We start from the raw sequence: 25,477 nt of genomic DNA on the forward strand, positions 1-25,477 counted from the left end.
ATCTGAAGTCATGGGTATTTCCTTGCATAAAATCGCCTTGGGCGCTGCCCCCCTGGGCCTCGGCCTGCTGGGCCTGGCCCCGGCGCAACAGGTGCTGGCCGCCGACGAGACCCTGGGCACCGTGGTGGTTACCGGGGTGCGTGGCAGCCAGCAGCGCACGGTCACCGACAGTCCGGCGCCGATCGACGTGATCGACAGTGAGCAACTGCGCAGCATTGGCCAGAACGGCTTGAAAGAGATGCTCGGACGGCTACTGCCCTCGTTCAACGTGCCCACCATCAATGGTGGCGGCACCGCGTTCCTGGTGCGTGGGGTGAGCATGCGCGGCCTGGGAGGCGACCAGGTGCTGGTGCTGATCAACGGCAAGCGCCGGCACAACTCGGCGTTGATCAACAACGGTGCCCGGGTCGGCAATGCCTCGGTACCGGTGGACCTGGACCTGATCCCCACCGCCGCTATCGAACGTATCGAGGTGCTGCGCGATGGCGCGGCGGCCCAGTACGGTTCCGACGCCATCGCCGGGGTAATCAACATCATCCTCAAGCGCAATGCCGAGGGCCTGACCTCCGACACCAGCCTGGGCCAGTACTACGACGGCGACGGCACCACCGGCCACGAGGCCTTCAACTGGGGCAACAAGCTGGGGGACAACGGCGGGTTCATCAACCTGTCCTGGGACGCCAAGCTCCAGGAACCCTACGAGCGTTCCAGCGCCGCCAGCGGCCAGCTGTATTTCAACCAGCCCGACGGTTCGCCCGATCCCAGGGAAAGCCATCGCCAGGGCTGGGGCACCGAGTACGGCCTGGGGCGCGATCGCACCACCAGCCTGGCCTACAACGCCGAATTGCCCCTGGAGGACGACCTCAAGCTGTATTCGTTCTCCACCTTGAGCTACCGCAACAGCAACAAGGACCTGGGGCACCGCAAGCCCACCGACATCACCAGCCTGGCCGGGGTGCCCAACGCTCCGTACCCCAACGGTGGCCAGGCCCGCCGGGAAATCCGCGAGACCGACTTCCAGGTCGCCGGCGGCGCCAAGGGTCTGTTGGGCGGCTGGGACTGGGACCTGTCCAGCACCTATGGCAAGGACCGTGGGGTGCTGGACACAGCCAACAACCTGAACATTTCCAACGGCCCCTACAGCCAGCACGACTTCCACCTGGGCAACCTGGTGTTCGACCAGTGGACCAACAACCTGGATTTCTCCCGGGCCCTGGACATCGGCTGGAGTAGCCCGCTGGAAACATCCTTCGGTGTGGAATACCGCTGGGAGAAGTACGCGCTGGAGGAGGGCGAGGCCAACTCCTATAACCAGGGCGGCTACATTCCTGCCACCGGACCTTTCGCCGGCGTGGTGCCCGACCCGGGGCTGTTCTCGGTCAATGGCACCACCCCCGAGGATGCCTACAGCCTCAAGCGGCATAGCGAGGCGGCCTATATCGACCTGGGCCTGAACATCACCCCCAACTGGTACGTGGGGGCGGCGGCGCGCTACGAGAAGTACAACCTCGGAGTGGGTGATACCACCAGCGGCAAGCTCACCACCCGTTACGAGTTCCTGCCCGGCTACGCGGTGCGGGCAGCGGTGAGCAACGGCTTTCGCGCGCCGTCCCTGGCCCAGAGCGTGTTTTCCACCACCAGCACCGTGACCCAGTTCGGCGCGGCCGGCACCACCACCTCGGTGCGCACCAAGCAGATGCGTCCCAACTCGCCCGAGGCCATCGCCCTGGGCGCCAAGGACCTGGAACCGGAAACCTCGCGCAACTACAGCCTGGGCTTTACCGCCGAGCCTACCGAGCGCCTGCGCTTGACCGCCGACTTCTACCTGATCGACATCGACAAGCGCATCCTCCAGACCGGCATCCTCAAGGGCCCGGCGGTGTCGCAGATCCTGGTGGAGAACGGCCTGTCGCCCAACCTTGCCGGGCAGTACTACACCAACGCCGCGGACACCCGGACCAAGGGCGTGGATGTGGTGGCCGACTACAGCCAGTCGTTCGGCGAGTACGGCACGGCCAAGTGGAGCATCGCCTACAACCACAACAAGACCACCATTCGCGACCTGGCCGACACCCCGGCGGCGCTGTCGCGGCTGGGGGCCGGTTATGTGCTGTTCGACCGCCAGCAACAGATCGACCTGACCCAGTCTACGCCCAAGGACAAGTGGATCCTGTCCACCAACTACAAGGTCGGGGACTGGACCACCAACCTGCAGCTGACCCGTTTTGGCGAATACACCGAAGGCTCGAACATCCCGGCCAACGACCGGACCTACAGCGCCAAGTGGATCACCGACCTGGACGTGGCCTACGACGTGACCCAGAACCTCACGGTGGCGGTGGGGGCCAACAACCTGTTCGATGTCTACCCGGACAAGATCGGCCTCAAGGCCTGGGCCGGCACCTACGAGTACGGGATGTTCTCGCCCTACGGCCTGGGTGGCGGCTACTACTACAGCCGCGTCAGCCTGGCGTTCTGAGTGATGGCCGAACCTACCGGCAAGTCCTGGCGCCAGCGCTTGGGCCAGGTGGTCGCGCTGTGCGGCGGCTTGCTGTTGCTCGGCGCCCAGGCCCTGGCCGAACCGACGCTGCGGGTCTCCAGCCAGAAGCAGTCGCTGAAGATCCTGCTGCAAGCGGCTGGAGAGCTGGAACAGGTGCCGTATCCCATCGAATTCGCCTCGTTCGCTGCCGCCGCGCCCACCGCCGAGGCCCTGGCCGCCGGGGCGGTGGACATCGGCAGCCTGGGAGATGCGCCGTTCGTGTTCGCCGCCGCGGCTGGGGCGCCGCTCAAGACGGTGGGGGTGATCAAGCTCAAGGTCACCCCCACGGCGGTGGCGATCGTGGTCAGGGACGACTCGCCCTTGCAGGACGCCACCAGCCTCAAGGGGCGGCGCATCACCACCACCCGGGGGTCCATCGGCCATTTCCTGGCGCTGGCGGCGCTGCGCTCGGTGGGCCTGCATGGCAGCGATGCGCAGTTCATCTTTCTCCAGCCTGCCGAGTCCCGCAGCCTCTTGAGCAACGGCCAGGCCGACGCCTGGGCGACCTGGGACCCCTACACCAGCATGGTGCAGCTGGAGGGCGGCACCCGGGTGCTGGTCAGCGGCGCGGGGTTATTCGCCGGGCATATGCTGCTGGTGGCCAACGACCAGGCGATTGCCGAAAAACCTGTGCAGATCGCCGATTTCCTGCGTCGCCTGGGGCGTGCCTATGCCTGGGCCAACCAGCACCAGGAGGCGTTCTCGCGGATCCAGGCTAGCTACAGCGGGTTGCCGGTGGAGGTGCACCTGCGTTCCAACCGTTATGCCGAACCCCGGCGTATCGCCGTGGGGCCGCCGGTGGTGGAAGACCTGCAACGCACCGCCGATCTGTATCGGGAGGAGGGCATCATCCAGAAGTCTTTCGAGGCCTCGGCCCATATCGATCGGCAGTTCAATGAAGTTGAATGAAAGATGGCGGTTTGATTAATAAAGCTCAGGAGGAAAGAGTAACTAACCAATTAAGTATGTGAGTCTTTCAAGTTAGCTATCAGTGAATTTAATACTTGTTCCGCAGCCTGCTCAAACGGCCTGTGATGGCCGGTATTTGCCTGATTTTCGATACATTTTTAAGTTTGGATATTAGAGATAAAGGGTATTTCACAAGCCTTGGGCGACTGCCTAAGGTGGCCTTGCAACAAATTCTTACGTTCCATCTAGATGCACTTCATCGCTACTTCCAGGGAATAAGGGAGCTTGCATGTTCACAGTCACTACTGCCGACAAACTTGAAGCGCGGCACATTATCGATGTGGTGGAAAAACGCTCTTACGGCGTTCAGCTCAAAGGTTTCTGTCCGCCGGATACCTTGCAGGTGGCACGCGACCACCTGTACCAGCAGGACCTGCGCAGCGCCTTCAGCCAGCAGCAGGAGTTCGTGCGCATCGGCAAGGCCTATATCGAGATCCAGGATGAGCAGAGCCGGGCCGAGTACCACGCCCTGGCGCTGCCCAACATCCGCAAGATCCGCAACCTGTTCCGCCCACTGGCCTCGCCCATCGATGAGTTGCGCCTGCTGCTGGACGAGGTCTGGCCCCAGGGTGCGCACCTTTTGCAAGTGGACGGGCAGAAGTGCTTTGTCGGTATCGCCCGTTTCCAGGGCTCGGGGGTCGATCTCACGCCCCATACCGACAAGCTCGAGCGCAATGCGCCAGAGGGCCACAGCCCGCCGTTGCTGACCCAGCTGTCCACCAACATCTACCTGGAGATTCCCGAGGACGGTGGCGAGCTGGAGATCTGGGGCATCGAGCCGGACGAAGAGGAATACGAGCGCCTGCGCGGCGAACGGGCCTACGGCATCGAACGCCATCTGCTGCCGCCGCCGGACTTCGTGGTCAAGCCCGAGCCCGGCGACCTGATCCTGCTCAACCCGCGGCTGATCCACGCGGTGCGCCCCTCGGCCACCAGCACCCGGGTCACCCTCGGGGTCTTCATCGGTTACTACGGCGAACAACAACCATTGGCCTACTGGAGCTGAATTCATGAGCAAGGTGCAGGAAATCAACCTCAAGGCCTACTTCAACAAGGGCGGCGAAGAGCATCAATTCGAGGGCAAACGGGTGGTGCTGGCGGTCAGCGTCGGCCAGGAGTACCACGAGGACCAGAAGCTGCGCTCGACCATCCACCTGATCAACCAGTCCGGCTTCAGCCACGTCAAGGTGGTGGTGGCCGACACCCTGCAGCGCCACAACAAGCATGGCCAGTCGCCGGGGGAGGCGCTGTCGGCGGCGATCCGCGATGGCGATGCCTGGCTGGCGCGCAACCAGGTGATCCTCGATGGCCTGCGGGTGCCCTACCACATCACCCGCTGGAACCAGGAGCTGGCCAGTGATCGTTATGCCGAACTGCGCCAGCGGCTCAACCAGGTCTACCAGCAGCAGGTGGAATTGCGCGAGGCCATCGACAGCACCATCGGCGTGTTCATCGAGCGTCTGCGCTTGCGTGACGAACACGCTGACCTGGAGCGGGCGGCGGCCCAGTGCCGGGAATACATCCTCGAGGAGATCCCGATCATCCTGCCGCTATGGGCCGACGAGGGTTACCACTACGTGCTCTATCCGCAGCAGATGACCACGGCCATGGCCACCAGCCGCGACCTGCTGATCGAGCCCCACAGCCCGGACCGGGTGCGCTGGTTGCCGCTGAAGTTCAAGAAGCGCGGGATCCCGATCCCGTTCACCTTGCCCGGCGCCATCCACCCGAACTGGACCCGCGGCGCCATCGCCATCTGAGTCCGTGTTTTTTTTCTGCCAATGGCCGTCGCCTTGGGGCACGGCCAACGGGATTTGTGAATTCAAGGAGTTTCCATGGGCGTTTTTGCGCAACAGCAACGCAAATGGTGGGCCTTGCTCGGAGTGAGCATCGCCAGTTTTCTCGGTTGTGTGGATTTCACCATCGTCAACACCGCGCTACCGGCCTTGCAGGCCGACCTCGGGGCGGCGGTGGACAGCCTGCAGTGGGTGATCAATGGCTTCATCCTGGCGTTGTCCAGCTTCATGGTGCTGGTGGGGCGGCTGGCCGACCTGCACGGTCGCAAGCGGGTGCTGTTCATTGGTCTGAGCGTGTTCGGCCTGGCTTCGCTGGCGGCGGGCCTGGCCGGGCAGATCGATACCCTGATCGCGGCCCGGGTGATCCAGGGGCTGGCTTGCGCGGTGCTCTACACCGCCTCGGGGGCCATCGTCTCCAGCACCTTCGACAGTGCCGAGCAGGGCCGGGCCTTCGGTGTGCTGTTCGGGGTCAACGGCGTGGGCCTGGCGGCCGGGCCGGTATTGGGCGGGTTGATCACCAGCAGCTTCGGCTGGCAGTGGATCTTTTTAATCAATGTGCCGTTCGTGCTGCTGAGCCTGGGGATCTGCAGCTTCAGCGTCAGGGAGTCGCGAGGACCAGAGACCGGGGCCCGGCTCGACGGCTGGGGCGCCTTGCTGTTGCTGATCGGCCTGCCGAGCCTGGTGCTGGTGATCGTCCAGGGCGCGGCCTGGGGCTGGGGATCGCCGCCGGTCCTGGGCCTGGCGCTGTTGGCGCTGCTGGCCCTGGGCGGGTTCGTGGCGGTGGAGCGGCGGGTCGCGGCACCGATCATCGACCTCAAGCTGTTCGCCAACCGGCGGTTCGTCGCGGCGGTGGTGGCGAGCTTCAGCCTGGCGGTGTTCTATTGCGTGGCGTTCTTCGTCATGCCGCTGTACCTGGCGCAGATCCGTGGTGCCTCGGTGCAGGCCAGCGGCCTGTTGCTGCTGCCCACCACCCTGGGCGTGGCGTTGCTGTCGCCGCTGGTGGGGCGCCTGGTGGACCGCAAGGGGCCGGGGTTGCTGATCAAGGCCGGGCTGGCGCTGTTCATCCTGTCGGCGCTGTTGCAGGCCGGGTTCGAGCGCCAGACGTCGTTGCCCTACCTGCTGGGCGCCTTCGTGGTCATGGGCCTGGGCTGGGCGAGCATCCTCGGGCCATCGACGGTACTGGGGATTTCCTCGGTGCCCCAGGAGGTGGGGTCGGTGGCCATGGGCTCGTTGATGACCTTGCACAATGTCGGCGGCGGTATCGGGCTGGCCCTGGGCGTCGGCTTGTTCCACCAGTTTGCCGCTGCACCGGCGGGCGATGCCCAGGCGGCCTTTCTCAATGGCTACCAGGTGGTGATGGGTTTCCTGGCATTGGTCAGCCTGCTGGCCTGGAGCGCGGTGAGCCTGTTGCTGCGCGCCGCGGCCGCCCCGGCACCGGTGGCGCAAGAGGAAACCAGCTGTGGCTGAGCGCGGCGGGCAGATGGGGCTGGGGGCATTTCTTTCCGGCTCCGGTGCCCATGGCGGCAGCTGGCGTCATCCCCTGGCGGACGCCGATGCGTCGTTGAATTTCGAGCGTTACCGCCACTATGCGCAGACCCTGGAGCGGGGCTGTTTCGATGCCCTGTTCCTCAACGACAACGTGGCGGTGGGCGAGCTTGATCCGCGGGTGTTGGCCCACAGCTCCTACAGCCTGCGCTGGGACCCCTTGACCCTGCTGCCGGCCCTGGCGGTGGTGACCCGGCATATCGGCCTGGTCGCTACCGCCAGCACCTCCTACAACGAGCCGTACAACCTGGCGCGCAAGTTCGCCTCCCTGGATCACCTGAGCGGCGGTCGGGCTGGCTGGAACCTGGTGACCGGGCTGATCGGCGGCGAGAACTTCAACCAGCCCCAGCCCCCCGACCATGACCTGCGCTACGAGCGGGCCGAGGAGTTCTTCGATGTGGCCAGCGGCCTGTGGGACAGCTGGGCCGATGATGCCTTTCCCCGGGACAAGGCCAGCGGTGTGTGGCTGGATCCGCAGCGGATGCATCTGTTGCAGCATCACGGCCGGCACTTCCAGGTCCAGGGCCCTTTGAATGCGCCAAGGCCGGTGCAGGGCTGGCCGGTGATCGCCCAGGCCGGTTCCTCGGGACCGGGGCGCGAGCTGGCGGCACGCTGCGCCGAACTGGTGTTCACCGCCCAGACCGACCTGGCCCAGGCCAAGGTTTTTTATGCCGGGCTCAAGGAACGGCTACCCCATTACGGGCGGCATGCCGGCCAGTTGAAGATCTTCCCGGGGATCGCCCCCACCGTGGGCCGCAGCCTCAATGAGGCCGAGGAGAAGTACCAGCAGTTGCAGGAGTTGCAGGATCCCCAGGCGCAGCTCAAGGCCCTGTCCTACCTGCTGGACCTGGGCATCGACCTGTCGCGCCTGGCGCTGCATGCACCCGTGCCGTTGCCGGACGACGGCAGCTCCACCGAACGCCACCAGAGCCGGCGGCAACTGGTGGTGGAGCTGATCCGGCGGGAGCGGCCAACCGTGGCTCAGTTGCTGCGCAGCCTGTCCGCCAGTGGGCATAAAGTGCTGGTGGGGACCCCGGGACAGATCGTCGATGAACTGGCCACCTGGTACCAGGAGTACGCCGCCGATGGCTTCAATGTGCTGTTCACCCACCTGCCGGGGGCCATCGACGACTTCGTCCGGCTGATCACCCCGCAGTTGCAGCGGCGTGGCCTGTTTCGCCGGCGCTATACAGGGCGGACCTTGCGCGAGCACTTGGGACTGGCGCGGGTGGAGAACCGCTTTTTCAAGGCACGGGAGCCTGGCTGAATCGTTGTGAGGGGCTTTACTCAGTAGGCGTGACACCTATCGATCAGCCAAGGAGCGACAGCATGTCCGGATGGTATGAGTTGAAGAAAAGCAGCAATGGCCAGTTTCGTTTCGTGCTCAAGGCCGCCAATGCCGAGGTGATTCTCACCAGCGAGCTGTACACCACCCGCGCGGCGGCGCAAAACGGTATCGCCTCGGTCCAGGCCAACAGCCCGCTGGACGAGCGCTATGAGCGCAAGAGCGCCAAGGACGGCAAGCCCTATTTCAACCTCAAGGCCGCTAACCACCAGGTCATCGGCAATAGCGAGTTGTATTCCTCGGAGGCGGCCCGGGAGAAGGGTATCGCCAGCGTCAAGAACAATGGCCCGACCCACAATATCAAGGACCTGACGGCGGCCTAGCCAGCCACTGGACCTGGTCGTCCATGGGGCGGCCAGGGCAGCGGATGCGGTTTCCTGACGGCGGAATTTTGTCGATGAGCCCCAAGCGGTTTATCCTGCGCGGGTCATCCGGCCGCGACGACCTGTCGAGCCAGGGTGAGGCTTTCGAACATTGTCCAAGGGAACTGCGACATCATGCTTCGTCCGTTGATTGTGCTGCTCGCGTTGTTGACGCTGGGCGGCTGCCAGACCCAACACAGCCTGCCTCCCGTGCAGTTGGAGCCGGCGCGCGAATTGCCGGTGATCTACGTCAGTGGCATGGGTGACCTGACGTCCGCGCCGCTGCGCGAGGCGCTGACCCGGCGCGGGGCCTTTGCCGACGTGCTCAGGGGCCATGACCCCGAAGGCTACAACGTCATCGTCCTGGCCCAGAGCGATCTCGAAGACCAGCACAACCTGCCCCTGACCCTGCTCAGTGCCTGCACGCTGTTCATCGTGCCGGCACCGGTGAGCTGGAACAGCCAGATGATGTTCCATGTCAGCCGTGGCGACCGACCACTGGCCAAGTACATGATCGACAACCGCACCCAGGCCTGGCGCGGGCTGTTCAACCCCGATGGCGGGCGCAACGAGCATCTGCAGCGCATCGCCGACGACTTCATCGCGCAGATGCGCAAGGACCCCAGCTGGCGCGAGTAGCGTCGTGGCACCAGGCACAAGGCCCGAGCGGTTCGCACCGCTCGGGCCTTGTGCTTTGAGCGGCAGCTCAAGCCAGCTGGTGCAACAGCCCCTGCAATTGTTGGCGTCCGGCCTGGGCCAGGGGGAACACCGGCCGGCGCGGTTCGCCGGCGGCCAGGCCGGTGAGCTCCAGGCCGGCCTTGACCGTGGCTGGCAGGCCGCCCTTGAGGATGAACTCCAGCAGTGGCAATTGCCGGTAGAACAGGGTGCGGGCGCGCTCCAGGTCGTTGTCGCGCATTGCCTGGTAGAGGTCGAGGTTGAGTTGCGGGATCAGGTTCGCCGCCGCAGTGCACCAGCCCCGGGCACCGGCCGCGAAGGCTTCCAGCGCCAGGGGGTTGCAGCCGTTGTAGAACGGCACCTGGCCTTCACCGAGCAGTTGCAGCTTGTGCATGCGCTGGATATCGCCGGTGCTTTCCTTGACCAGGGTGACGTTTTCCACGCTGTGGAAGATCTTCAGGATCAACTCCACGGACATGTCGATGCCGCTGGTGGCCGGGTTGTTGTAGAGCATGATCGGCACGCCGATGCTGTCGCCGATAGCCTGGTAGTGGGCGAGGATCTCGGCCTCGCCGAGCTTCCAGTAGGAGGCGGGCAACACCATCACCACATCAGCGCCCTGGGCTTCGGCAAAGCGCGCGCGGCGGATGGCCTTGGCGGTGGTCAGGTCGGAAACGCTGACGATGGTTGGCACCCGGCGGGCCACGTGGTGGATGCTGAATTCACTGACCTGCTCCCATTCGGCGTCGCTCAGGTAGGCGCCTTCGCCAGTGCTGCCCAAGGGGGCGATAGCGTGTACGCCGGCGTCGATCATGCGATCGATGGAGCGGCCGAGGGCTTCCAGGTCCAGGCCTTCGCCGTGGGCACTGAAGGGGGTGACGGTGTAGCCGATGATGCCGTGAATGTTGGGGGTGGACATGGTGGAACTCCTGCAAGGCATGAAAGGGGCGGATCAGTTCAGGCAGTCGGCGTGTCGTTTTAGGTTTTGCCGGGCGTAGTAGTTGAAGGCGGCGCCATGGCGCTTGGGCTTGGAGATCCAGTCGTGGGCTTCGCGGCCCAGCTCCGGGAGGATCGGCTTGATGCTGCCGGCAGCCATGGCCAGCAATTGTAGGCGCGCCGCGCGTTCGATCAGTTGGGCGATCACGCAGGCTTCCTCGATGCTGGCGCCGGTGGACAATTGGCCGTGGTGCGACAGCAGGATCGCGCGCTTGTCGCCCAGGGCCGCGGAGATGATTTCGCCTTCTTCGTTGCCCACCGGCACACCCGGCCAGGCTTCGAGAAACGCACAGTCCTCGTACAGCGGGCACAGGTCCATGTGCGAGACCTGCATCGGCACTTCGAGCATCGACAGCGCGGCGACGTGGGTCGGGTGGGTGTGGATGATGCAGTTCACATCCGGCCGGGCGCGATACACCCAGCTGTGGAAACGGTTGGCCGGGTTGGGCATGCCGTGGCCTTCCAGGACTTCCAGGTCCTCGTTGACCAGCAGCAGGTTGCTGGCGCTGATTTCGTCGAAGCCCAGGCCCAGTTGCTGGGTGTAGTAGGTGCCTGGTTGCGGGCCGCGGGCGGTGATCTGCCCGGCCAGGCCGGAGTCGTGGCCGTGTTCGAACAGGATGCGGCAGGTCAGGGCCAGCTTTTGCCGGTCGGTCCACGTATTATCCGCCAGGGTATTGTGCATCTGGGTCAGGGCTTGCTTGACCAGTTGCTCTTTGGGCAGTGCTAATGTCTTGGCCATTTTCGGGGTCCTTTGATCGGTGCGATGGACGTCGGGTCTGCAGCTCACCCGCTGCTTGCGAGGTCGTTGGGTGAGCGCTAATGACACTAAAGAGGCTATATGACACTTTGTGTCATTGGCAAGCGCCAATCGTTGTTTCCTAGATGGGTTAATCGTTCTACATGTCTATCTGTTTGAAATTATTGAGAAAAAAACTTGGCGTGACCCTGGAGGCCCTGGCCGAGAAATCCGGCATGACCAAGAGCTACCTGTCCAAGGTCGAGCGGGGGCTGAACACTCCGTCGATATCGGCGGCGCTGAAGCTGGCCAAGGCCTTGAACGTCAAGGTCGAGGAATTGTTCGCCGAGGACAGCGTCAGTCTCGATAGCTACAGCCTGGTGCGCAGTCACGAACGCCAGTCGCTGGCGGCCAACGACCAGGCCCCGGGCTATGCGGTGCTGGCCCATCAGGTCAGCGAGCGCAACCTGCTGCCGTTCATCATCTACCCGGCCCGGGAGTTCAGCGACAAGACCTTCAAGGAGCACCTGGGGGAGGAGTTCCTGTTCGTCCATGAAGGTCGGGTGGAAGTGGATTTCATGAACGAACGGGTGGTGCTCGAGCGTGGCGATGCGCTGCATTTCAACGCGCAAAAACCCCACCGCATCCGCTCCCTGGGGGACGAGCAGGCGCAGTTGCTGGTGGTGGTGCACAGCGCCGAGGAGTGATGCGCTACGCGCTCGTGCGCAGCCTGCGGCAGCGGCTACACGGGGCGTTTGTGGTCGATTGGCTCAGCGCTCTACCGGGACTGCCAGCGCCGGTTTGCCCAGGGCGTGGGTCCTGGAGTCGAAGAATCGCAGGTCCAGTTCCAGGCCGTCGAACAGCTTGGCGTAGTGGCGTTTCTGGTGCTGGATGAACGCCGGGCTGCGTGGGTAGATGGAGATGGCCAGGGTGCCGGCGCCGCACTGGCGGATCGCCTGGACCAGGTGGGCATCCTGGGGACCGAGGTTGTGGCCGAAGAGGCACAGGGCGCCCTGGTGGTCCAATAGCTGCTGGTAGCAGAACGACAAGTAGTCGCTGCTGCGGATGGTCTTGAGCTTGTCCGCCAGGGGGCCCTCGCTGACGAACAATGGCACGTCGTCCAGGGTCTTGAGGGTGTTGTTGATGGCGAAACTGCCCAGCAGGGTGCCTTCGGTGGAGGTCAGCTTGCGTGCGCTGCCATCGAGGTTGCGTACCAGGTGCAGGCCACCGTGCAGGTACAGGATGCGGGTTGCGCTGGCATCGGCGCAGCCCAGCTCGAAGGCCGGGTCGGCGCCCTGGAACAGGTCGCTGAGCCCTTGGGGATCATGCTGCACGGCCCAGTAGTTGAGCAGGTCGTAGTTGCTGGTGAACACCGTGGGGTATTGCCGCAGCTCGTGGTTGATCGCTGCCAGGCTTTGTGGCTGCACCAGGCGCCAGGGAATGTGCATGGCGTGCACGGTGTTGATCAGCGCTTCCTTGATGGCGTAGTAGCGATTGCGCGGTGCCGCCGAGCTGACGGCCAGGGCCTTGTTGACCCGGCTGGTGGTCTTCAGCGCGCCCAGCACTTGCTCGAAACTGCGGGTCTGCAGGGCATCGAACACGCTGAGTTCGGACTGGCCAAGGGGTTTGTCCTCAACGCTGCGGGCATTTTCGAACAACGACTCATAGGCGAAGTCTTCCCATACCGCCCGGCTGGCGCCGTTGCCGATCAGCAGGCCGGTAAACCCGGTGCTTGCGCGCAGGGCATTCCAGTCTTCAAGTTCGGCGTCAAATTCCTGGAAATCCATCATCGCGGTCATCGGTCTCAAGGCAGAAGGTAGGCGGGCGCAGACTTTATCACGACCGACCCTTGCGCCAGATCAAGAACGCCAGTGACCGATCGGTCGATTCTGTTCGACAGACATTGAATCGACACCCTGAAAGGGCCCCCCGCCTGGAGATTTCCTGATGAGCAGCACCTTCTTCATTCCAGCCGTCAACATCATGGGCATCGATTGCCTCGACGAAGCCATGAGCGCCATCCGCAACTATGGTTTTGGCAAGGCGCTGATCGTGACCGATGCCGGGCTGGCCAATGCCGGCGTGGCCGGAATGATCGCCGAGAAGCTGGCCATGCAGGACATCGACTCGGTGATCTTCGACGGCGCCAAGCCCAATCCGAGCATCGCCAACGTCGAGCAGGGGCTGGCGCTGTTGCGCGAGTCGCAGTGCGATTGCGTGGTCTCCCTGGGGGGCGGTTCGCCCCATGACTGCGCCAAGGGTATCGCCCTGTGCGCCACCAACGGCGGACAGATCAGCGACTACGAAGGAGTCGATCGCTCGGCCAAGCCACAGTTGCCCCTGATCGCCATCAACACCACTGCTGGCACCGCCAGCGAGATGACCCGTTTCTGCATCATCACCGACGAATCGCGCCACGTGAAAATGGCCATCGTCGATCGCAATGTCACACCGCTGTTGTCGGTCAACGATCCGGCGCTGATGGTTGCCATGCCCAAGGGGCTGACCGCCGCCACCGGCATGGATGCCCTGACCCACGCGGTGGAAGCCTATGTGTCCACGGCGGCCAACCCGATCACCGATGCCTGCGCGCTCAAGGCCATCGGCATGATCAGCCACAACCTGCGCCAGGCGGTGCATGACGGCGGTGACCTGGTGGCGCGGGAAAACATGGCCTATGCCCAGTTCCTCGCCGGGATGGCGTTCAACAACGCCTCCCTGGGCTTCGTGCATGCCATGGCTCACCAGTTGGGCGGCTTCTACGATTTGCCGCACGGTGTATGCAATGCCGTGCTGCTGCCCCATGTACAGAGTTTCAACGCCAGTGTCTGCGCCGAGCGCCTGACCGATGTGGCCCATGCCCTGGGCGCGGACATACGTGGCTTCAGCCCGGAGGAGGGGGCCCAGGCCGCGATCACCGCCATTCGTACCCTGGCTCGTGACGTGGAGATCCCCGCTGGCCTGCGTGAATTGGGCGCCAAGCTGCAGGACATTCCGGTACTGGCCGCCAATGCCTTGAAGGATGCCTGTGGCCTGACCAACCCGCGTCCGGCGGAGCAACGGCAGATCGAGGAGATTTTCCGCAACGCCTTCTAAAAGGGCAGCGCCGAGCGAATTGGGCCCCTGCCGTTGCAGGGGTCTACCAGCGCTGCGGAGGCTGGCGGCGAGTGTGGAAGATGCGCAGTATCTGCAACCGACTACCGCGCACTCGATAGGGAATCAGATAAGGCCATCCAGGCACGACCCATTCTCGGGTACCGGGTAGCCGACCTTCGCGCCCGCTGGCCGGAAAACGGGCCAAATGCCCGATGCCAGTGAGCAGGGTCTGCACGAACTCCCTGGCGGCTTCAGGATTGTCCTGGGCAATGTAACGCGCCTCGTCATCCAGGTTTTTCAGGGCTGTTCGCAGCCACTCAATGTGCATTGCCGGTCCATTTACCCGTGATGGCCGCTACTTCCTCCGCGCTGGCGAAATCCCCCGCATCAGCTTCCCCGAGCGCCTTTTGGATCTCCTCGATCTGCCAGGCTTCCCGGGCGAGGTATTCACGCAACGCATCCACCGCCAGGAACGACTTGCTACGCCCTGTCGCTTTCGCCAGCAGAGCAAGGGTTTCAGCCATTTCGTCGGGCAGGCGCAGGGACATGATGGACATAGCGTTCTCGTTGTAGTGATGTGTAATACAACATACTACTCCGTCATGTCGTGGTTGCGAGGTCGCCGTTCGTCAGGCCTGGAGTGGTGATCGGTCCATGCCAGGATGGGTGATTTCCTTCACTGATTGCATTGAAAGCGGCGGTTCCACGGAGGATAGTGCGGCCCTTGTCTGCCCTCATCACAAGGAGCCGTGAATGATCCGTCCATCGTCCCTGATCCAGGTCCTGGGTGGCATTGGGTTGCTGTTGGGCAGCGCCGCGGTCGCTGCCCAGTGCCTGCCGCCACCACGCAATGCCCAGGTGCCGGGGTTTTCCCTGTGCAAGGAGTGGCCGGCCTTCGCTGACCAGAGCATCAGCCTACTGGCCGAACTGACGCCGGATCCGGCGGTGGCCGATGCCTCCGGTGACGGCTCCTACGATCTGCAACTGGCGGTGCTGGATCGCCAGGACGGACAGGCGCTGGCCAGCTACCGGCAGCCGGCGGCCTTCGTCTCCGACGCCATCCACCTGGACAGCCTGAAGCTCGACACCGGGCGCTTCCAGCTGGCCCCGCAGGTGCGTGCCTTTGGCGTCAGGGCGGCATTCTCCGGCTCTTCGCGGGTCAATCCGTTCGATCAGGTGCTGCTCAGTCTCTATGTGCGCGAAGGCACCAGGCTGCGTCCAGTGATGGAGAAGTTCGTGGCCTATTCCTACAGCGGCGAGTGGGATGGGCAATGCACCGGACAGCGGGTCGAGACCACCCGTACCCTGGATATCGCCAAGACCGGCAGCCACGGTTATGCCGACCTGATCGTGCGCTCGGTGAGCGTCACCACCCTCGGCGAAGGCCAGGGCGAGCAGTGCCAGTCCCGTTCCGTCACCAGCAAGCCTGTGTTGACCACCCTGCATTACGATGGCCAGCGCTATGTGTTGCCCAATGAACTGAACGGGATTTGAAGGCGTGTCGATGAAGCGCTGTGGAGTTGGCCCTGGGCTAGCGTTATTGGGTTTGTTGGTGGTCACGGCGGCCCGGGCCGACTGTGATGACCGCGTCGATGTTCCTGGGCAGTTGCATGTTTGCAAGGCCTGGCCTGCGCAGCCTGGGATGAGCATCAGTGCCCGGGCGACCCCGATGCCCGGGCCTGGGGATGGCGACACTCGCCGCTACAGCCTGGATGTGGCCCTGGTGGATGGTGACTCCGGTTGGGCGGTGGCCAGCAACTACAAGGATTCGGCACTGTTCAGCGATGCCGTGGCCGTGCAGGGCCTGCAGATCGATACCGCGCGTTATCGCTTGAACCAGGCGGAGCAGGCCTTTGGCCTGCGGGTTCTTTACAGCCACGACTCCAGCGCCGCTCCCTACGAGAAATCCGTGCTGACTCTCTACCGGCATGAGGACAAGGAAATCCTGCCCTTGCTGGAAGGGCTGGTGGTGGATGAGCGCTCCGGTGAGTTCGGTTGGGAAGGGCAGTGCTCGGGGCGTTCCCGGACAATGCACCGGACCTTGCAGATGGGCCCTGGCCAGCGTCATGGCTACGCCGACCTGATCGTGCGCACCCGAGAAATCAAGACTGAGCACTTCAAGGGCCGCGACGGTTGCGACAGTCGCGACCTGCCTGCCCGCGACAGTACCCTGACGTTGCACTACGACGGTGTGCGTTATCCGATTCCCGACGCCTTGAAAGGATCCTGATCCATGCTGACTGGCCTCAACCACCTGACCCTGGCGGTCACCGATTTGCCCCGCAGCCTGGCCTTCTATCATTCGCTGCTGCAACTGCGCCTGGAGGCCAGTTGGGATGGCGGCGCCTACCTGTCGCTGCCAGGGCTGTGGTTGTGCCTGTCGCTGGATGCGCAACGCCAGGTGCCGGCGGTGGCCGACTACACTCACTATGCCTTCAGCCTGGAGGCTGGCGATTTCGATTCCTTCGTCCTGCGTATGCGTGAAGCCGGGGTAAGGGAGTGGCGCGACAATCGCAGCGAGGGCGCTTCGTTCTATTTTCTCGATCCGGACGGGCACCGGCTCGAAGCCCATGTCGGCGACCTGGCCTCGCGGTTGCGGGCCTGCCGCCAGCGGCCCTATGCCGGCATGCGTTTCTATCCCGCCGACCAGAAGAGCAGTGCCGTGTTCGACAGTTGAACAAAGCCGCTGGTGGTCGGGGCCCGGGATCGTGCAGAATCCTGCACATTCATCCTGTACCTGGCGCCCTTCGCGAGGTGCACTGACTTGGAGTCTTGTCGATGACCTCATCGCTGTTGCTGGCCGTTATCACCTCGGGTTTCATTTATGCGATCACCCCCGGACCCGGGGTGCTGGCGGTATTCGGCATTGGCGCGGCTCGTGGACGGCAAGCCGGGGCGGGGTTTCTCTGCGGGCATATGGTCGGTGATGTGGTCTGGTGCAGCACGGCCCTGGTGGCCATTGTCGGTGCCCGGGAAATCGGCAGCGAAGCCTTCAATATCCTGGGCTTCCTCAGTGGCCTGTATCTGTTCTGGCTCGGTCTGCGAGCCATTCGCAGCAAGGGTGGCAGCGCCGATGATCCCCAGGGGGCGGCTCGTAATCCGTTCTGGCACGGCATCCTCTTCGGCCTGACCAATCCCAAGGCTTATCCGGTGGCGGTGGCGACCTTCACTGCGCTGCTTTCCAGCCGGGCCGAGATGCTCAGTTGGTCGATGCTCCCCGGCCTGATTGCCTTGAGTTTCCTTGGCGGTCTTGCGGCATACGCTATTCTCATCGGCATTGTCGGGGCTCGCCAGGTGCGCGGCTGGTATCAGCGTCACGAACTGGCGATCACCCGGGTGTGTGGCGTGATGTTCATCGGCTTTGCGGTCAATGCCCTGGTGCATGCGGTGCCCGGGCTGGTCGGCAACAAATCGTAGGCAAGGCCGTTCGCAGGTTGCGACGCAGCGCAGCCGGTGCCAGGCATCGGCTGATCGGGCTCAAGGGATGGGTACTCAGTGCATTTTCCATGGGTAGTAACTTTCTCTGATGGCAACCAAAAACTCCGCGCCTTTGGCCAGTTTCATCGACCTGCTCCTGGACGCCGTATGTGCGGTGGATGCCGAGGGTCGCTTCGTATTCGTCAGTGCGGCTTGCGAGCGTGTGTTCGGTTATACGGCCGATGAACTGATCGGCCGAATGATGATCGAGCTGGTGCATCCGGACGATCGCGAGCGCACCTTGCAAGCCGCCCGGGAAATCATGGGTGGCGTGCCCAAGCCCAATTTCGAGAACCGCTACCTGCGCAAGGACGGGCGGGTGGCGCATATCCTCTGGTCCGCGCGGTGGTCGGAAGTGGACCAGTTGCGCATCGCCGTGGCCCGGGATATCACCGAGCGCAAGCGAGCCGAATCCAAGCAGGCGGCACTGTATGCGATCTCCGAAGCTGCCCACGCCACCGAGGACCTGCTGGTGCTGTTCAAGCACGTGCACCGGATCATCGGCGAGTGGCTGCCGGCATTGAACTGCTCCCTGGCGCTGTATGACGAGCGTTGCGCCGGCTTGAGCTTTCCCTACCATGTGGATGATTGCGAGCGCAGCCCGGAACTGCCGGGGACATTGATCGGGCGCTTTTGCCACGAGGTGCTGCTCCGCGGCCAGCCCTTGCTGCTGGCGCCCGAGTGCTCGCCGACCCGAAGCATCTGGGACGAATTTGCGGCGATCCAGGGGCCGCGGTGCTGGCTTGGCGTGCCGCTCAACGCACAGAAGGGCACCATCGGCGTGCTCATGGTCAAGAGTGCTCCGGGTACCCAGGGCTACGGCGAGCAGGACCAGGAACTGCTGCAGTACGTCAGCGCCCAGCTGGCCGCGGCCATCGAGCGCAAGCAGTTGCATGCCCGGCTGCACTACATGGCCGAGTATGACCAGCTGACTCACCTGCCTAACCGCGAGCTGCTGAGGGAGCGCCTCAGGTCGGCCCTGGCCCGTGCCCGGCGTGAAGCCGGGCGCATGGCCTTGTTGTATGTCGATCTGGACAGGTTCAAGGAGGTCAACGATACCTGCGGGCATGCGGTGGGCGACATGCTGTTGCAAGCCGTGGCCACCCGCCTCAAGGCCTGTATCAGGGAGACCGATACCGTGGCTCGGATTGGCGGCGATGAATTCGTGATCCTGCTGGAGAGCGTGCAGCACAGCGACGATGCCCAGCGGGTGGCGGACAAGATCCGCGGTGCGCTGGGTGAACCGCTGCGCCTGGACGGCCATTCGCTGCACATCCTGCCGAGCATCGGCATTGGCCTGTATCCCGAGCATGGCCTGGAGGAAAAGCAACTGTTCAAGCATGCCGACGAGGCCATGTATGCCGTCAAGCGCGCCCACAAGAGCCGTTCCAACGCCTGATCGAACGAGCACCGTCCCGGGCGCCGTTCGTCGTGCAAGCTAAACCTTTATGGCTTGGGCTTTTCCCTATGCAGACGAACGTTTTCGTTCACGACCGATTCATCTGCAACAGGAGAACTCCCCATGAACGCCATTGCCACTGTGATGCGCAGCGCCGGCCTGGCGCTGCTCCTGGGCCTGTGTGCCAACAGTGCCCTGGCCCAATCCCCTGTGGCCTTCATCGATGACGCATCGGCCCAAGGCATGGCCGACATCGAGGCCAGTCGCCAGGCGCACCAGCAAACCTCTTCCAGGGCGGTCAAGGAATACACCATCCAGGTCATCAATGACCGCACCACCGCCAACCAGCACCTGGCCAGGATCGCCAAGCAACTGGATTTGCCGATCGCTCCACGCGAGCAATTGATGGACCAGGCCAGGCGCCTGATTCCTACCGTCGCCGAAGGCGAGGACGTCGACCGGGCCTACGCGACGAACCAGATCAAGAGTACCGAGCAGGCGATCCGGCAGATCCGCCAGCAGGCCCAGGCCAGCGAGCTGCCTGAGCTCAAGGCCTTTGCCGAGGAAACCTTGCCCAAGCTGAAAAATCACCTGCAGATGGCCAAGGCACTACAGGCCGGACGCCTGTCCGATCACCTGGAGGGGTGACGAACAGCGGGCTTCAGGGCAGGTACCGGGCGGGTGGTTGCCCTGATGGTTACACCTGAGAACATTCCTTCGCAGAATAAAACAGGATTGTGCTGGAGCCTTGGCGGTTGCGGGCTTAACGTGACCAGGACCCGGTGCCGCCAGGGCGCCGCGAGGCTCAAGGAGACAGCACATGACGAGTACGGCCGGGGATTCGGTCTGCGACCTGTATCACCGTGCGGAGGACTATTTCTTCGTATCCATCTCCCAGTTCTATCGTCGCTTCGGAGCGGACCTGAGTGCCTATTGCACCGGGGTCGAGGCCAGCAGCCTGAACTTGCTGATCATGAAGAACCAGGGCCCGCACAGCGCTGCCCAGCTGGCCGAAGGCGTGGCCTTCCTGCAACTGACCGGCATGCCGTTTTGCGTCGTGGTACCCGAGGCTCATGTAGCTCATGTCAGCGAACCGTTACGCCAGCAACAGCTACTGCCGGCAGACCGAACCACTTGCATGGTCCTCGACCTCGAGGCCTATGAAGCGCCACAGGTATCGGCGCAACGGATGGATATCCGTTGCACCGATGATTGCCTTGAAGACTGGGGGCTGCCGGTGGAGAGCGCATTCGAGTCCGGCGCAGGGGGGATCGAACAGTACCTGGCCCGGCACCGGGCCGCGTTGCAGTCCGGTAGGGCATTGCGCCATTTCACCCTGTATGTCGATCAACGTCCGGTGAGCGCCTTGACCCTCTCCCTGGGGCCCGCAGTGGCGCGCCTGGACGACATCGGTACCTTGCAACAGTGCCAGGGGCGCGGTCACGCCACGGCGCTCATCCACCATGTGCTGGCTTTCGCCAAGGCCCAGGGGGCCGGGACTTGCGTCCTGGAGGCGTCTCTGGACGGCCTGTCGATCTATCGCAAGGTCGGCTTCAAGCGCCTGTTCGACTACCGCACCTTCTGCCAGGAGTGACTCGCGCCGCTAGCGACCGGCATTAAGTCGGAACTGGCGCGGGCTGACTCCGGTCAGGGCCTTGAACTGTCGGCTGAAGGCGCTGTGGTCGGTGTAGCCGCACTGCAGCGCCACCTCGGTGATCGGTTCCTCGGTGATCAGGAGGCGCGAGGCGTTTTCCAGGCGGGCCTTGTGAATCATCTGCCGTGGCGTCAGGTGGAAGATGCGCTTGCAGTAGCGCTCCAGCTGGGCGATGGACAGGTTGGCGATGCGGGTCAGGTCCTCCAGGCGGATGGCCTCGTTGTAGTGCTCGCGAATGTGCCGATCCACCGCTGCCAGGCGTTCGTAGGCCGGGTGGGTGTCGCGAGCGGCTTGCAAGTCAAGGGATATGCCGGCCATGCCGATGATCTCGCCACTGCTTCCGTGCAGTGGCAGCTTGTGGGTCAGGCACCAGCCTGGTTCGCGGCTGCCATACAGGTGCAATTCCAGCTGGCCCTTGATAGTGATGCCCTGGAGCAGCACGCGCCGATCCTGCTCGGTATAGACGGGCCCGAGCATTTCGGGGAAGACCTCGGCGGAGGTCTTGCCCAGCAACGGGCGGATGTTCTTGAAGCCACAGCGTTGGGCCAGGGTCAGGTTGGCAATCAGGTAGCGGGCCTGCAGGTCCTTGACGAAGAACACGGCGCTGGGAATGCCGTCCAGCAGGGGCATGACCAGGGCCAGGTTGGCCAGCAGGCTGTCGATGTCCCGGGGGCGCTGGGCGGCCATGGCCCGGGGCAGATGGTGCAGTTGTGCGCTATCGATCATCGTCGGCCTCTCTCCTGGGTGCTTGGCGGGTCGGATGCGGCATGAACTGGCCGGGGTATTTCCCCGTGCGCCCATTCAGGGGTCGCAGGCTGGTTGCGCGTCATCGAGCAGCAGGCTGGCAATCCGGGCCGGCACCAGTGGCGCCCGTGGCGCCGGGATGCTCCAGCCGAACAGCTGCTGGGCGGCACTGGCACAGACCCGGCCCTGGCAAGCCCCCATGCCACAGCGGCTTTGCAGCTTCGCGGTAGGCCAGTCGGGGGCTGCTGCCACGGCGGCGTAGGGTACGTCTTCGCAGCGGCACAGCAGCGTATCAGGCTGGGCCAATTCCAGTATCTGCGGCTGCAGGGCGAAGTGTTTCCGCAGTTGACCGGCAAACCGCTGCCAGTGCTGCCGCTGGGCGTTCAATGCGGCGGCTCGACCGGCCTGGCCGGTGGCGGCGTAGCCGGCGATTTCCCCTTCGACCAGGGCCAGCTCACTGCCGCCGATACCCGTGCATTCTCCCGCGGCGTAGACCAGGGGCAGGCTACTGCGCTGCTCCGAGTCCACGGCAATGGCACCTTGTTCCAGGCGGCAGCCCAGGTGGCTGGCAAGACGCGTGTTGGGTACCAGGCCGAAGCCACATGCCAGGTAGTCGCAGGAGATTTCCCGGATGCGTCGGCCCTGGCGGATGCGGACGGCTTCCAGGCGCCGTTCGCCCAGTGCCTCGACCACATGGGCGTTGCAACGATAGGCCGTGGTGCTCAGGTGCAGGGCCTGGGCCAGTTTGTTCGGCCAGCGCCACAGCTGGCTGGCGAACCCGAGCAAGGCACTTGCCGAGGCTTGCTCCAGTACTCGCTTCACCCGAGCCCCGGCCTGGCGTGCGGTGGCGGCACTGGCCAGCAGCAGGGGGCCGCTACCGGCGATCACCACGGACTGGCCGGCCATTGGCAGGCCGTTCTTCAACAGGGCTTGCAAGCCGCCGGCGCCGGTGACGCCTGGCAAGGTCCAGCCGGGAAAAGGCAGCAGCAACTCCTGGGCGCCGCAACACAGGATCAGCCGCTCGTACTGCACCTGCCAGGCTTGCTCGGCGTCCTCCAGGAGCAGGCTGTCGGGCCCCAGTGCACAGATGATGCGGGTGCCACTGAGGTAGCGTACCGATGGATGTTGCAGGATCTGGAAGTATTCGGCCTGAGCGGGTGTCGGCGGATGGTTCGGGCCGTTGCGCCAGATCTGCCCGCCAGGGCGCGGATTATCGTCGATCATCAGGATCGAACGGGCGTTGTGGCTGGCGGCCCGGGCGGCGGCCAGCCCCGCGGGGCCACTGCCGACGATCAGGACCTGGCATTGCAGGTGAGGGTTCGTCATTGACTGCGCTCCACCTGCATGCCGTCGCGGCACAGGGTCTGGCAGGCCAGTTGGCGGCGCCCGTCGATGGTCATCCGGCATTCCTGGCAGATTCCCATGCCGCAGAACGCTGCCCTGGGACTTCCGGTACAAGAGAGCCGGGTGCGTGAGTTGCCGCTGACGGCCAAGGCAGCGGCAACGCTGATGCCAGGGCGTACCAGCACGGCCTGCTGGTCCAGGTAGATGATCATGGGGTGACTCCAGTCAGGGAGGTAAAGCGCCCGGGGAGGTAGGGACGAGGGTCGATCGCTGGGGGCCGGTCGCACATCAGGTCAGCCAGCAACCGTGCACTGGCGGGGGCGGTGGTCACCCCCAGTCCTTCATGTCCGACTGCCAGCCACAAACCTGGCTGTTGCGGATGTTCGCCGAGGATCGGCAGGCCATCCGGGGTCGCCGAGCGAAAACCGGTCCAGCTTCGAATACCGTTGAGTTGCGCCAGTTCCGGCAGGTAGCCCACGGCCCGGCGCAGCATCGGTGCCAGCACTTCGGGATCGACCTGTGGATCGAGGGTGTCGAACTGGCGGGACGAGCCGATCAGCAACTGGCCGGTTGGGCGTGGCTGGACGTTGAAGGCCACGGAGGTGCCATTGCTGGCGTGGGCGCTGGCGGCGTACCCCAGCTCCACCAATTGATGATTAACCTGACGCGGATAGCGATCGGTAATCAGCAGGTGGCCTTTTTTCGGGCGCAGGGGCAGGGTCGGTAGCAGTTGGCGAGCACCGAAGCCGTTGGCCACCAGGATCCTTGGGGCGTGCAACAGCTGGCCGTCATCGAGTTCCAGCCGATCTTGGGCGACATGTCGTACATGGCCGCGCCGGCGGCTGATCGAAGGGTGACTTTCCAGCAGCCATTGGGCCGTGGCGGGTGCGTAGAGAATGCCGTCGCCAGGAATCTTCAAGGCACCACCCAGCCCCTTGCGCAGCATGGGTTCCAGCTTCGCCAGATGCGTTGCATCCAGTAGCTGGGTGGCCACGCCGTGCTCGGCCAGAGTGCGCTGCTTGGCCCGTGCCAGGTCCATTTCCGCGCTATCGGCGGCCAGCCACAACGTGCCGCAATTGCGATAGGCGCAGGCTGTCGGCAGGCGCTTCTGGAACTGTCGCCAGAGTTCTATGGAGTAATGACTCAAGGCCAGCTCGGCGGGGTTGTCGTCCATGACCACCAGGTGGCCCATGCCCGCCCCGGTGGCGCCGCCGACGGCGTCGTCCAGTACCAGTACCCGCAATCCGCGCAGCGCCAGCTCATGGGCGCAGGCTGCGCCGATGATCCCGGCGCCGACCACGATCACATCCGCTTCGGCCCCGTGGCTCACGAGCCGATGCCCCAGGCGAACGGATCGCTGTCGTCCAGTAGCAGGGTGGCTTCGGCGCTGATATGCGCGCTGCCACGCAAGGTCGGGATGATGCGCTCACCGGTAGTTTCATAGGAGGCGCTGAACTGGCTGCCGATGACGCTGGCCTGGCGCCACGTCTGGCCCGGAGCGAGCTTGCCGTCGGCTGCCAGGCAGGCCAGCTTGGCGCTGGTGCCGGTACCGCAGGGGGAGCGGTCGTAGGCCTTGCCGGGACACAGTACGAAGTTGCGGCTGTCGGCTTGGGGATCGTCGGCGAACAGCTCGATATGGTCGATCACTGCGCCTTCGGCGCCGGTGATCCCGGTGGCCTCGAGGGCCTGGCGTACGTTCCAGGTGTACTGGGTCAGGGCTTCGACGTTGTCCAGGGCGATGCGTTGGCCGTGCTCGCTAATGAGGAAGAACCAGTTGCCACCCCAGGCGATATCACCGTGCACCAGGCCCAGGCCGGGAACCTGCACGCCCACCTGGCGACGATAGCGATAGGCGGGGACGTTGCGCACGCTCACCGACAGGTCTTCGTGCAGGGTGGCCTGCACCGCGCCCACCGGTGTTTCGATGTGGTGCACGCCACAGCCGATGCGCCCCAGGTGGTACAGCGAGCGGACCAGGCCGATGGTGCCGTGGCCGCACATGCCCAGGTAGCCGCTGTTGTTGAAGAAGATCACTCCGGCACAGGCGTCGGCCGCCTGCGGCTCGCAGAGCAGGGCTCCCACCAGTACGTCGCTGCCGCGGGGTTCGAGAACGCAGGCGCGGCGCCATTGATCATGCCGATCGCGCAGGATATCCAGGCGCTCGGCCATGGAACCCCGGCCCAGGTCGGGGAAACCATCGATGACCAGGCGAGTGGGTTCGCCGCCGGTATGGGAGTCGATCACGGATATTTTTTTCATGGCAGCACCTGATGGAAAAGAGCTACAGAGTGAGCGAGACAGGGGCTTGGTGCTTGTGGGTTTTCGCTGGCTTTGATGACGAAATCAGCATAGTCGAAAGGTTGGGCGCCTCTCGTGAGGTACGCGGGATGAGGCAGCTATTTGCTTGGCGCCTAGCGAAATAGAGAACGCTTGCTCCTCCGCGCGGGGCTTGAAAGTGTGCTGATTTCGTCTATTTCGAGGAGGAAAAACCTCAAGCTGCAACGAGGAGAAAAGGCGACTCTGGTTTTTGTTTCCGGCCTTGATCGGCTGGGACGACTCCATATAAGGACAAGACCATGAGCCGTACAGCCATCCGCCGGAGCGGTGCATCGCCCTCCGAGCCCCCTCAGTTCGACACCGGTTGCCCCCATCACCTGTCAGCTTTGCGCAAGGTATTGCGTTGCCAGCTGGAGGCCGCGCCCGGCCGGGCGGATTCACTGTCCTGAGGCGCTACCGCGCTTGTGAAGCCACTACGCACAGCTGGGTACAGCACTGCCGCTGCCGGATGAACCGGCCGGCG

At 64.2% G+C, this 25,477-nt stretch carries 28 protein-coding genes; 18 read left to right on the forward strand and 10 right to left on the reverse strand.

Annotated elements, in window-relative coordinates; genetic code table 11:
* Nucleotides 1–10 precede the first annotated feature (10 nt).
* The 8 genes from C4K39_RS07015 (at nucleotide 11) to C4K39_RS07050 (ending at nucleotide 9,195) form a co-directional block, all read left to right on the forward strand.
* The gene (locus C4K39_RS07015) at nucleotides 11–2,479 is read left to right on the forward strand and encodes a TonB-dependent receptor plug domain-containing protein (RefSeq protein WP_068582148.1); all 2,469 of its coding nucleotides are present in this window, start codon (nucleotides 11–13) and stop codon (nucleotides 2,477–2,479) included.
* Between the two features lie 3 nt (nucleotides 2,480–2,482).
* Nucleotides 2,483–3,448, forward strand: a complete 966-nt coding sequence (locus C4K39_RS07020; protein ID WP_124345959.1) for an aliphatic sulfonate ABC transporter substrate-binding protein — start codon at nucleotides 2,483–2,485, stop codon at nucleotides 3,446–3,448.
* Between the two features lie 289 nt (nucleotides 3,449–3,737).
* Complete coding sequence (locus C4K39_RS07025; RefSeq protein ID WP_022642813.1) at nucleotides 3,738–4,514, forward strand: 2OG-Fe(II) oxygenase; 777 nt, start codon at nucleotides 3,738–3,740, stop codon at nucleotides 4,512–4,514.
* Nucleotides 4,515–4,518: 4 nt separating this feature from the next.
* Entirely contained in the window at nucleotides 4,519–5,268 is a 750-nt protein-coding gene (locus C4K39_RS07030; protein ID WP_068582152.1) for a tRNA-dependent cyclodipeptide synthase, read from the forward strand.
* Between the two features lie 75 nt (nucleotides 5,269–5,343).
* Entirely contained in the window at nucleotides 5,344–6,771 is a 1,428-nt protein-coding gene (locus C4K39_RS07035) for an MFS transporter (RefSeq protein ID WP_124345960.1), read from the forward strand.
* A 13-nt stretch (nucleotides 6,772–6,784) separates the two neighbouring features.
* Entirely contained in the window at nucleotides 6,785–8,116 is a 1,332-nt protein-coding gene (locus tag C4K39_RS07040; protein ID WP_124348322.1) for an LLM class flavin-dependent oxidoreductase, read from the forward strand.
* Between the two features lie 62 nt (nucleotides 8,117–8,178).
* The gene (locus tag C4K39_RS07045; protein WP_068582157.1) at nucleotides 8,179–8,517 is read left to right on the forward strand and encodes a YegP family protein; all 339 of its coding nucleotides are present in this window, start codon (nucleotides 8,179–8,181) and stop codon (nucleotides 8,515–8,517) included.
* A 174-nt stretch (nucleotides 8,518–8,691) separates the two neighbouring features.
* Entirely contained in the window at nucleotides 8,692–9,195 is a 504-nt protein-coding gene (locus C4K39_RS07050; protein ID WP_124345961.1) for a hypothetical protein, read from the forward strand.
* A 67-nt stretch (nucleotides 9,196–9,262) separates the two neighbouring features.
* Here C4K39_RS07050 and C4K39_RS07055 read toward each other — a convergent pair whose 3' ends face one another.
* Both C4K39_RS07055 and C4K39_RS07060 read right to left on the reverse strand, forming a co-directional pair.
* Nucleotides 9,263–10,150 carry a dihydrodipicolinate synthase family protein gene (locus tag C4K39_RS07055; RefSeq protein ID WP_124345962.1) on the reverse strand — a complete coding sequence of 296 codons (888 nt, stop codon included), beginning with the start codon at nucleotides 10,148–10,150 and terminating at the stop codon, nucleotides 9,263–9,265.
* A gap of 33 nt (nucleotides 10,151–10,183) precedes the next feature.
* Nucleotides 10,184–10,966: an aldolase gene (locus C4K39_RS07060; RefSeq protein WP_124345963.1), complete on the reverse strand. Its 783-nt coding sequence runs from the start codon at nucleotides 10,964–10,966 to the stop codon at nucleotides 10,184–10,186.
* 161 nt (nucleotides 10,967–11,127) lie between these two features.
* Between C4K39_RS07060 and C4K39_RS07065 the strand changes: the two genes are divergently transcribed.
* Nucleotides 11,128–11,670 carry a helix-turn-helix domain-containing protein gene (locus C4K39_RS07065; RefSeq protein WP_124345964.1) on the forward strand — a complete coding sequence of 181 codons (543 nt, stop codon included), beginning with the start codon at nucleotides 11,128–11,130 and terminating at the stop codon, nucleotides 11,668–11,670.
* Between the two features lie 63 nt (nucleotides 11,671–11,733).
* Here the strand turns inward: C4K39_RS07065 and C4K39_RS07070 are convergent, their stop codons facing one another.
* Entirely contained in the window at nucleotides 11,734–12,753 is a 1,020-nt protein-coding gene (locus C4K39_RS07070; protein ID WP_068582209.1) for a DUF4917 family protein, read from the reverse strand.
* 157 nt (nucleotides 12,754–12,910) lie between these two features.
* On the opposite strand from C4K39_RS07070, the gene yiaY reads away from it, so the two are divergent.
* The gene (gene yiaY, locus C4K39_RS07075) at nucleotides 12,911–14,059 is read left to right on the forward strand and encodes an L-threonine dehydrogenase (RefSeq protein ID WP_124345965.1); all 1,149 of its coding nucleotides are present in this window, start codon (nucleotides 12,911–12,913) and stop codon (nucleotides 14,057–14,059) included.
* Between the two features lie 43 nt (nucleotides 14,060–14,102).
* Here the strand turns inward: yiaY and C4K39_RS07080 are convergent, their stop codons facing one another.
* Nucleotides 14,103–14,387, reverse strand: coding sequence for a type II toxin-antitoxin system RelE/ParE family toxin (locus tag C4K39_RS07080; RefSeq protein WP_068582176.1), 285 nt, complete (start codon nucleotides 14,385–14,387; stop codon nucleotides 14,103–14,105).
* Nucleotides 14,377–14,616: a CopG family ribbon-helix-helix protein gene (locus C4K39_RS07085; RefSeq protein ID WP_068582179.1), complete on the reverse strand. Its 240-nt coding sequence runs from the start codon at nucleotides 14,614–14,616 to the stop codon at nucleotides 14,377–14,379. Before C4K39_RS07085 ends, C4K39_RS07080 begins: the two co-directional genes overlap by 11 nt.
* A 196-nt stretch (nucleotides 14,617–14,812) precedes the next feature.
* Between C4K39_RS07085 and C4K39_RS07090 the strand changes: the two genes are divergently transcribed.
* The 7 genes from C4K39_RS07090 (at nucleotide 14,813) to C4K39_RS07120 (ending at nucleotide 20,529) form a co-directional block, all read left to right on the forward strand.
* The gene (locus C4K39_RS07090; RefSeq protein ID WP_124345966.1) at nucleotides 14,813–15,553 is read left to right on the forward strand and encodes a PA3715 family protein; all 741 of its coding nucleotides are present in this window, start codon (nucleotides 14,813–14,815) and stop codon (nucleotides 15,551–15,553) included.
* Nucleotides 15,554–15,563: 10 nt separating this feature from the next.
* Nucleotides 15,564–16,289 carry a PA3715 family protein gene (locus tag C4K39_RS07095; protein WP_124345967.1) on the forward strand — a complete coding sequence of 242 codons (726 nt, stop codon included), beginning with the start codon at nucleotides 15,564–15,566 and terminating at the stop codon, nucleotides 16,287–16,289.
* Between the two features lie 3 nt (nucleotides 16,290–16,292).
* Entirely contained in the window at nucleotides 16,293–16,736 is a 444-nt protein-coding gene (fos, locus tag C4K39_RS07100) for a fosfomycin resistance glutathione transferase (RefSeq protein ID WP_068582188.1), read from the forward strand.
* A gap of 101 nt (nucleotides 16,737–16,837) precedes the next feature.
* Nucleotides 16,838–17,476, forward strand: a complete 639-nt coding sequence (locus C4K39_RS07105) for a LysE family translocator (RefSeq protein ID WP_068582191.1) — start codon at nucleotides 16,838–16,840, stop codon at nucleotides 17,474–17,476.
* A gap of 109 nt (nucleotides 17,477–17,585) precedes the next feature.
* Nucleotides 17,586–18,935, forward strand: a complete 1,350-nt coding sequence (locus C4K39_RS07110) for a sensor domain-containing protein (RefSeq protein WP_068582196.1) — start codon at nucleotides 17,586–17,588, stop codon at nucleotides 18,933–18,935.
* 123 nt (nucleotides 18,936–19,058) lie between these two features.
* Nucleotides 19,059–19,583 (forward strand): DUF4142 domain-containing protein, encoded by a 525-nt coding sequence (locus tag C4K39_RS07115; RefSeq protein ID WP_124345968.1) that lies wholly within the window; start codon nucleotides 19,059–19,061, stop codon nucleotides 19,581–19,583.
* A 172-nt stretch (nucleotides 19,584–19,755) separates the two neighbouring features.
* The gene (locus tag C4K39_RS07120; protein ID WP_124345969.1) at nucleotides 19,756–20,529 is read left to right on the forward strand and encodes a GNAT family N-acetyltransferase; all 774 of its coding nucleotides are present in this window, start codon (nucleotides 19,756–19,758) and stop codon (nucleotides 20,527–20,529) included.
* A gap of 9 nt (nucleotides 20,530–20,538) precedes the next feature.
* Here the strand turns inward: C4K39_RS07120 and C4K39_RS07125 are convergent, their stop codons facing one another.
* From C4K39_RS07125 to C4K39_RS07145, 5 genes are all read right to left on the reverse strand, one after another.
* A complete protein-coding gene (locus tag C4K39_RS07125) occupies nucleotides 20,539–21,315 on the reverse strand; it encodes an AraC family transcriptional regulator (protein WP_124345970.1) in 777 nt (258 codons plus the stop codon).
* 75 nt (nucleotides 21,316–21,390) lie between these two features.
* Complete coding sequence (locus tag C4K39_RS07130; protein WP_124345971.1) at nucleotides 21,391–22,659, reverse strand: NAD(P)/FAD-dependent oxidoreductase; 1,269 nt, start codon at nucleotides 22,657–22,659, stop codon at nucleotides 21,391–21,393.
* Nucleotides 22,656–22,889, reverse strand: coding sequence for a (2Fe-2S)-binding protein (locus C4K39_RS07135; RefSeq protein ID WP_068584276.1), 234 nt, complete (start codon nucleotides 22,887–22,889; stop codon nucleotides 22,656–22,658). The genes C4K39_RS07130 and C4K39_RS07135 overlap by 4 nt, the downstream gene beginning before the upstream one ends.
* Entirely contained in the window at nucleotides 22,886–24,007 is a 1,122-nt protein-coding gene (locus tag C4K39_RS07140) for an NAD(P)/FAD-dependent oxidoreductase (protein ID WP_124345972.1), read from the reverse strand. Before C4K39_RS07140 ends, C4K39_RS07135 begins: the two co-directional genes overlap by 4 nt.
* Nucleotides 24,004–24,936: a 4-hydroxyproline epimerase gene (locus C4K39_RS07145; RefSeq protein WP_124345973.1), complete on the reverse strand. Its 933-nt coding sequence runs from the start codon at nucleotides 24,934–24,936 to the stop codon at nucleotides 24,004–24,006. Before C4K39_RS07145 ends, C4K39_RS07140 begins: the two co-directional genes overlap by 4 nt.
* Before the next feature lie 317 nt (nucleotides 24,937–25,253).
* Here C4K39_RS07145 and C4K39_RS31485 point away from each other — a divergent pair, with 317 nt between their 5' ends.
* Nucleotides 25,254–25,403, forward strand: a complete 150-nt coding sequence (locus C4K39_RS31485) for a hypothetical protein (RefSeq protein ID WP_164487267.1) — start codon at nucleotides 25,254–25,256, stop codon at nucleotides 25,401–25,403.
* Nucleotides 25,404–25,477: the final 74 nt, after the last annotated feature.

It is taken from the genome of Pseudomonas sessilinigenes (assembly GCF_003850565.1).
Taxonomy (GTDB): domain Bacteria; phylum Pseudomonadota; class Gammaproteobacteria; order Pseudomonadales; family Pseudomonadaceae; genus Aquipseudomonas; species Aquipseudomonas sessilinigenes.

Coding starts and splice junctions, on each gene's coding strand:
- C4K39_RS07015 (WP_068582148.1), top strand. CDS start 11: ATGGGTATTTCCTTGCATAAAATCGCCTTGGGCGCTGCCCCCCTGGGC.
- C4K39_RS07020 (WP_124345959.1), top strand. CDS start 2,483: ATGGCCGAACCTACCGGCAAGTCCTGGCGCCAGCGCTTGGGCCAGGTG.
- C4K39_RS07025 (WP_022642813.1), top strand. CDS start 3,738: ATGTTCACAGTCACTACTGCCGACAAACTTGAAGCGCGGCACATTATC.
- C4K39_RS07030 (WP_068582152.1), top strand. CDS start 4,519: ATGAGCAAGGTGCAGGAAATCAACCTCAAGGCCTACTTCAACAAGGGC.
- C4K39_RS07035 (WP_124345960.1), top strand. CDS start 5,344: ATGGGCGTTTTTGCGCAACAGCAACGCAAATGGTGGGCCTTGCTCGGA.
- C4K39_RS07040 (WP_124348322.1), top strand. CDS start 6,785: ATGGGGCTGGGGGCATTTCTTTCCGGCTCCGGTGCCCATGGCGGCAGC.
- C4K39_RS07045 (WP_068582157.1), top strand. CDS start 8,179: ATGTCCGGATGGTATGAGTTGAAGAAAAGCAGCAATGGCCAGTTTCGT.
- C4K39_RS07050 (WP_124345961.1), top strand. CDS start 8,692: ATGCTTCGTCCGTTGATTGTGCTGCTCGCGTTGTTGACGCTGGGCGGC.
- C4K39_RS07055 (WP_124345962.1), bottom strand. CDS start 10,150: ATGTCCACCCCCAACATTCACGGCATCATCGGCTACACCGTCACCCCC.
- C4K39_RS07060 (WP_124345963.1), bottom strand. CDS start 10,966: ATGGCCAAGACATTAGCACTGCCCAAAGAGCAACTGGTCAAGCAAGCC.
- C4K39_RS07065 (WP_124345964.1), top strand. CDS start 11,128: ATGTCTATCTGTTTGAAATTATTGAGAAAAAAACTTGGCGTGACCCTG.
- C4K39_RS07070 (WP_068582209.1), bottom strand. CDS start 12,753: ATGATGGATTTCCAGGAATTTGACGCCGAACTTGAAGACTGGAATGCC.
- yiaY (WP_124345965.1), top strand. CDS start 12,911: ATGAGCAGCACCTTCTTCATTCCAGCCGTCAACATCATGGGCATCGAT.
- C4K39_RS07080 (WP_068582176.1), bottom strand. CDS start 14,387: ATGCACATTGAGTGGCTGCGAACAGCCCTGAAAAACCTGGATGACGAG.
- C4K39_RS07085 (WP_068582179.1), bottom strand. CDS start 14,616: ATGTCCATCATGTCCCTGCGCCTGCCCGACGAAATGGCTGAAACCCTT.
- C4K39_RS07090 (WP_124345966.1), top strand. CDS start 14,813: ATGATCCGTCCATCGTCCCTGATCCAGGTCCTGGGTGGCATTGGGTTG.
- C4K39_RS07095 (WP_124345967.1), top strand. CDS start 15,564: ATGAAGCGCTGTGGAGTTGGCCCTGGGCTAGCGTTATTGGGTTTGTTG.
- fos (WP_068582188.1), top strand. CDS start 16,293: ATGCTGACTGGCCTCAACCACCTGACCCTGGCGGTCACCGATTTGCCC.
- C4K39_RS07105 (WP_068582191.1), top strand. CDS start 16,838: ATGACCTCATCGCTGTTGCTGGCCGTTATCACCTCGGGTTTCATTTAT.
- C4K39_RS07110 (WP_068582196.1), top strand. CDS start 17,586: ATGGCAACCAAAAACTCCGCGCCTTTGGCCAGTTTCATCGACCTGCTC.
- C4K39_RS07115 (WP_124345968.1), top strand. CDS start 19,059: ATGAACGCCATTGCCACTGTGATGCGCAGCGCCGGCCTGGCGCTGCTC.
- C4K39_RS07120 (WP_124345969.1), top strand. CDS start 19,756: ATGACGAGTACGGCCGGGGATTCGGTCTGCGACCTGTATCACCGTGCG.
- C4K39_RS07125 (WP_124345970.1), bottom strand. CDS start 21,315: ATGATCGATAGCGCACAACTGCACCATCTGCCCCGGGCCATGGCCGCC.
- C4K39_RS07130 (WP_124345971.1), bottom strand. CDS start 22,659: ATGACGAACCCTCACCTGCAATGCCAGGTCCTGATCGTCGGCAGTGGC.
- C4K39_RS07135 (WP_068584276.1), bottom strand. CDS start 22,889: ATGATCATCTACCTGGACCAGCAGGCCGTGCTGGTACGCCCTGGCATC.
- C4K39_RS07145 (WP_124345973.1), bottom strand. CDS start 24,936: ATGAAAAAAATATCCGTGATCGACTCCCATACCGGCGGCGAACCCACT.
- C4K39_RS31485 (WP_164487267.1), top strand. CDS start 25,254: ATGAGCCGTACAGCCATCCGCCGGAGCGGTGCATCGCCCTCCGAGCCC.